Here is a 5,434-nt window from a genome sequence, read left to right on the forward strand (position 1 = left end):
GTGAGCCGGAGGCGCCTGAGAGAATGCTTGCGGATGCCAAAGCCTTGGAGGAGGCGGGTGCCTTTGGGGTGGTGCTGGAGATGATTCCGGCGGACCTAGCGGCTCGGATCACCGAATCGATCTCGATACCCACCATAGGAATTGGAGCCGGCCCCGCCTGCGACGGACAGGTGCTGGTTTGGCACGATCTCCTGGCCATTCCGCCGGGGCGTCCCTTCCATCATGTCAAGCAGTACGCCCAGATTGGAGAGCAGATAGAGAGCGCTTTGCGCAGTTACGCCGAAGAAGTTCGCAAAGGAATTTTTCCTTCAAAGGAGCAGAGTTCATAAAGATGCGCTTGTTTCATCAAATTGCCGAGTTACGCACCTATTTACATAGCTTGCGACGAGAAGAAAAATCGGTTGGATTTGTGCCCACCATGGGAGCGCTGCATGAAGGGCATCTCTCCCTCTTCCGGCGGGCAAAGGCCGACTGCGATATCGCTGTCGCCTCCATCTTCGTGAACCCCACGCAGTTCGGCCCGAACGAGGACTACCAATCCTACCCGCGCACCCTGCAGCAAGACCTTCAACTGGCCACAACCGTTGGGCTAGATGCCGTGTTTGCGCCCGGTGTCGAAGAGATGTATCCGGCAGGCTTTCAGACGAAAGTGGAGGTCGAAAATCTCAGCCGTCCCCTCGAAGGGAAACATCGTCCAGGCCACTTTGCCGGCGTGGCCACCGTGGTGACGAAGCTTCTGAATATCGTACAGCCCGACCGCGCCTATTTCGGGCAGAAAGACTATCAGCAGGCGGTTATCATAGAACGCATGGTTCGCGATCTGAACATCCCCACGGAGATCGTGGTGCTGCCCACGGTGCGCGAACCCGATGGTCTCGCCCTTTCCTCTCGCAACGCCTATCTCTCTGCAGAGGATCGCCAAAAGGCGACCATTCTGTTCCGTACGCTGCTGCTTGCCCAGCAAGCTCTCTGCGGGGGGGAACGAAACGCCGAAAAGATTCGGAAAGAGATGGAGTCCTTCCTGGCGCAGGAGCCTTCGGCTCAGGTGGACTATGCAGCCGTCGTTCACCCGGAAACTTTGGAGCCTCTCAAAACCATTGGGGATCAGGACGCCATCTTGGTGGCCTTAGCTGTGCGAATCGGCACCACGCGCCTTATTGATAATATGCTGCTTACCGCTCAGGGAGCCTCTATCACCCCCATGCAGTTGCGACGCGGTGAGAAAAGCTGAGCGGCTCGCGCTCTAAACTGCGTTAAGCAGCTCCTCTTCAATATGCTGCCGCAGCCTATCTCGCACCAGACGGTACAGGTTTCGCTGCTCCTCGTCGGAGCCGGTGGCTCGCGAGGGGTCGGGCAACGACCAATGCAGGCGGCGTTTGGCGTTTGGGAAGTGGGGGCAGGCCTCCGCAGCCGCATCGCAGACGGTGATCACCCAATCGAACGGTTCCGATAGGTAGCGGTCGAGCGTCTTTGAGGTCTGCCCGGAGATATCTATGCCGATCTCTTTCATCACTTCGATGGCCAAAGGGCGCACGAGGGTCGCCTCGGTACCGGCGCTGTAGGCCTCGAAGCGCTCGCCTGCCAAGGCGCGTAGCAGCCCTTCGGCCATCTGCGAGCGTGCCGAGTTATGGGTACAAAGAAAGAGCACCTTTTGCTTCATCTGTCCTCCTCACTAGAGACATTTTGATCTGCGAATAGGCGATTACAATTCAGCTCCCTGCAGGGGCTTGGAGCAGGATGCGTTGAGCTGTTCCCGAAATAGCGGTGTTGAAAAAGGAGGGCTACCTGCACAAGTCCAAGCATAATAGGCACCTCGATGAGAGGCCCGATAACGGCTGTGAAAGCCTCTGGCGAACCGATGCCAAAGAGCGATACGGCAACCGCTATGGCCAGCTCGAAGTTGTTGCTGGCTGCCGTAAATGCGATTGTGGTGGTTTGCGAATAGTCGGCACCGGCCCCCTTCCCCATCGCGAAGCTCACTAAAAACATGACCACAAAGTAGAGGAGCAGCGGAATCGCCACATGAAGCACGTCGCGGGGATCATGAAGAACGGCTTTTCCCTTAATGCTGAACATAATCCCTATCGTTCCAAGCAGAGCAATGAGGGTTATCGGTTGGATTCGAGGCAAGAACCGTTCGACATACCACGTAGAGCCGCGCTTGGAGATAAGAACAAGGCGTGTTAGAAGGGCAGCGATGAAGGGAACGCCTAGATAAAGAAAAACACTCGATGCGATCTCTCCTATTGAAACGTGAATGCGGTTTGCTTTAACACCGAAGATCGGCGGCAGTAGGGTTAGAAAAAGCCAAGCGTAAAGGCTGTAGAACAGCACCTGGAACACGCTGTTGAAAGCAACTAGCCCCGCCGCATACTCCGTATTTCCTTCGGCCAGCTCGTTCCAAACCAGCACCATGGCGATACAGCGTGCCAGCCCGATGAGCACCAGACCTGCCAAAAAGTCGGGAGAGCCATGCAGAAAAAGGAGGGCCAGCAGAAACATCAACAGAGGCCCGATAACCCAGTTCTGTATGAGGGAAAGCACCAGTATTTTTCGGTTGCGAAAGACGGTGGGTAGCGCCTCGATGTTCACCTTGGCCAGAGGCGGATAGATCATGAGAATAAGCCCCGCGGCAATAGGCAGATTGGTCGTGCCTATCTGAAACCGGCCGAGCCATGTAGAAAAGGTGGGCCATAAAGCACCGACGCCTAAGCCGGTAAGCATGGTAAGGCCTATCCACACTGTCAGCCAGCGGTCTCGCACGGAAAGCTGCTTCAAGGCTAATCTCCTTTCTTCTTGTTGGTCATTTTATCGTTAATCGGCGATATACGATAAAAGGCGTATAAAAATTAGGGTAATCTGGCCGCGAGCGTTTGGAACTCGGCCAACGTCTCTCGATTGAGCCAGTAGCAAGTTCGAGGGCCTTCGATCTCCCCTTGAATCCAGCCGGCCTCTTTGAGAATTTTGAGATGCTGGCTCACCGTAGATTGGGCAAGGGGAAGCTGTTTCACGATATCGCCGCAGAAGCAGGTGGGCACCGTCGCCAGAAACTGCAGGATTTGAAGACGTGCCGGGTGTCCCAACGCCTTGCACAACCGGGCGAAGCGCATGCGTTGTTGTAACGCCTCTTCCGAGGTGGCCATAGGGGCCGGGTCGGCCTGACACTCCATCGTAACTCCCTCATTTATCGTCATTCCACGATGAAGTATACCCCCATTCTGGCCCTTCACATCGTGTTGCTGCGAACACACCCCTCTATCCGTGCTATAATCAATTCAACGTAGAGGAATTTTACATGGGAGCTGACTACCGATATGGCTTTAACCCCGGAAGAGGTGCGGAAAGTAGCGCTTTTGGCCCGGCTTGAACTGACCGACGAAGAGGTTTTGCAACAAGCCCAGAACATCAATAACCTGTTGCAGCAGTTTGAGAAACTTCAGCAGCTCGACCTAGAGGGGGTCGAGCCGACCTCGCATTCCATCCCCGTCTACAACGTTTTACGTGCTGACCAGGTCACGCCGTCGCTACCGCGTGAGGAGTTGTTGGCCAATGCCCCTGAGGCACGCGAGGGCTACTTTGTGGTTCCCCGCATTGTGGAGGACGCCTAGGCGATGTCGGAAAGGCATTTTTGGTCTGTGGATGCCATGCGCACGGCTCTTGCCAAAGGCGAGATAAGCGCTCAGGAGTTGGCCACTCTGTTTCTGCAGCGCATCGAGACCTTAGACCCTCACATTCAAGCCTATCTCACCGTGACTCCGGAGGAGGCCATCGCTCAAGCTAAGGCGGTAGACGAGAAACGCGCCCGCAAGGAGCCGCTCCATCCCCTGGCAGGTATCCCTATCGCGCTGAAAGATAACCTCTGCACACGCGGCATTCGCACAACAGCCGCCTCGAAAATTCTTTACAATTTTGTGCCTCCCTACGATGCCACCGTGGTAGCCCGTCTTCGTGAGATCGGGATGGTCTTTTTAGGAAAGACGAATTTAGACGAGTTTGCCATGGGGTCATCCACCGAAAACTCCGGTTTTCAGCCGACCCGCAATCCTTGGGATTTGGAACGCGTGCCGGGAGGCTCTTCCGGCGGCTCGGCGGCTGCGGTGGCTGCTGCGGAGGCCCCGCTAGCTCTCGGCTCCGATACGGGTGGCTCCATCCGTCAGCCGGCAGCCCTCTGTGGCATTGTCGGCATGAAACCGACCTATGGGCGGGTAAGTCGCTATGGGCTTATCGCCTATGCCTCCTCGCTCGACCAGATAGGCCCCTTCGCACGCACCGTGGGCGACTGTGCCCTTTTACTGCAGGCCATTAGCGGCCATGACCCGCTCGATTCCACCTGCCTTAACTTAGAGGTTCCCGACTACGTTGGCGCGCTCACAGGTGAAATAAAGGGCTTGCGGTTAGGTGTTCCGAAGGAGTACTTTGGGGCAGGCGTGCAGCCCGAAGTGGCCGCAGCGGTGAGGCAGGCTATTGAGGTGCTTGCCGATTTGGGGGCCACTGTGGAGGAGTGCAGCCTTCCTACCACCGACTATGCCCTGGCCGCTTACTATATTATTGCGCCGGCAGAGTGCAGCAGTAACCTGGCGCGTTTTGATGGGGTGCGCTATGGCCTGCGTTCCAAAGAGTGGGTCGGCCATATTGGCCTTACCGAGAAAACGCGCGACGAGGGGTTTGGTCCCGAAGTCAAGCAACGCATCGTGGTGGGAACCTACGCGCTCTCTGCAGGCTACTATGATGCTTACTATCGCCGCGCTCAACAGACTCGAACCCTCATTCGGCGCGATTTCGACCGTGCCTTCGAGCGTTTTGATGCCCTCGTTACACCCACCTCTCCTACCCCCGCTTTCCGCATAGGGGAGAAGGCAGACCCGTTGGAGATGAAGCTGGCCGACGTGTGCACCATTCCGGTGAATATGGCGGGGCTTCCCGGTCTGTCGGTGCCATGCGGTTTCGTAAACGGGTTGCCGGTGGGGCTGCAACTTATCGGCAAGCCTTTTGACGAAACCACGCTCCTGCGCATCGCCCATGCCTACGAAGAGGCCACCGATTGGCATCGGCACAACCCAAAAATCTTAGAGAATTAGCGCCATGAAAGCGCGTTGGGCCTTCTGTTTCTAAGAAGAGGTCAGATACCCCTGGCTAAAGCACAGGGGCTTGTGCCTGATTGGAAGCGTGTGCCTCCGACCGACACAATAGGGCGTCTGAACTTTCGCCCCGTGCTTTGAGGTTTCTCGCCGCATTGAAGTCGGCGTTCGCCTCAAAGCCACACTGTTGACAGTGGAACTGGCTCTGGCTTTTGCGGTTGGCTTTGGCGCAGTAGCCGCACACACAACAGGTGCGAGAGGTATTGCGCGGGTCTACTAGAACCACAGGCACTCCTGCCGTCTCTGCTTTATAGGCGATAAATTGACGCAGTTGCAGGAACGCCCAGTTACCGAGG

At 56.6% G+C, this 5,434-nt stretch carries 8 protein-coding genes; 4 read left to right on the plus strand and 4 right to left on the minus strand.

Features of this window, described 5'->3' with window-relative positions:
* The coding region (locus VKV29_RS05365) for a 3-methyl-2-oxobutanoate hydroxymethyltransferase (RefSeq protein WP_324200275.1) at positions 1-329 on the plus strand (329 nt) is incomplete at its 5' end.
* Between the two features lie 2 nt (positions 330-331).
* Positions 332-1,231 carry a pantoate--beta-alanine ligase gene (panC, locus tag VKV29_RS05370; RefSeq protein ID WP_324200276.1) on the plus strand — a complete coding sequence of 300 codons (900 nt, stop codon included), beginning with the start codon at positions 332-334 and terminating at the stop codon, positions 1,229-1,231.
* Positions 1,232-1,243: 12 nt separating this feature from the next.
* Here the strand turns inward: panC and VKV29_RS05375 are convergent, their stop codons facing one another.
* The 3 genes from VKV29_RS05375 to VKV29_RS05385 form a co-directional block, all read right to left on the minus strand.
* Positions 1,244-1,660, minus strand: coding sequence for an arsenate reductase ArsC (locus VKV29_RS05375; protein ID WP_324200277.1), 417 nt, complete (start codon positions 1,658-1,660; stop codon positions 1,244-1,246).
* Positions 1,657-2,778 (minus strand): ACR3 family arsenite efflux transporter, encoded by a 1,122-nt coding sequence (gene arsB, locus VKV29_RS05380; protein ID WP_324200278.1) that lies wholly within the window; start codon positions 2,776-2,778, stop codon positions 1,657-1,659. The genes VKV29_RS05375 and arsB overlap by 4 nt, the downstream gene beginning before the upstream one ends.
* Before the next feature lie 71 nt (positions 2,779-2,849).
* Positions 2,850-3,170: a metalloregulator ArsR/SmtB family transcription factor gene (locus tag VKV29_RS05385; RefSeq protein ID WP_324200279.1), complete on the minus strand. Its 321-nt coding sequence runs from the start codon at positions 3,168-3,170 to the stop codon at positions 2,850-2,852.
* A 144-nt stretch (positions 3,171-3,314) separates the two neighbouring features.
* On the opposite strand from VKV29_RS05385, the gene gatC reads away from it, so the two are divergent.
* Complete coding sequence (gatC, locus tag VKV29_RS05390) at positions 3,315-3,608, plus strand: Asp-tRNA(Asn)/Glu-tRNA(Gln) amidotransferase subunit GatC (protein WP_324200280.1); 294 nt, start codon at positions 3,315-3,317, stop codon at positions 3,606-3,608.
* Positions 3,609-3,611: 3 nt separating this feature from the next.
* Positions 3,612-5,078, plus strand: a complete 1,467-nt coding sequence (gatA, locus tag VKV29_RS05395; RefSeq protein ID WP_324200281.1) for an Asp-tRNA(Asn)/Glu-tRNA(Gln) amidotransferase subunit GatA — start codon at positions 3,612-3,614, stop codon at positions 5,076-5,078.
* Between the two features lie 55 nt (positions 5,079-5,133).
* On the opposite strand, the gene VKV29_RS05400 is transcribed toward gatA, so the two are convergent.
* A partial coding sequence (locus tag VKV29_RS05400) for a transposase (RefSeq protein WP_324200282.1) occupies positions 5,134-5,434 on the minus strand: 301 nt, incomplete at its 5' end.

Source organism: Chthonomonas sp. (assembly GCF_035294165.1).
In the GTDB taxonomy this organism is placed as follows: domain Bacteria; phylum Armatimonadota; class Chthonomonadetes; order Chthonomonadales; family Chthonomonadaceae; genus Chthonomonas.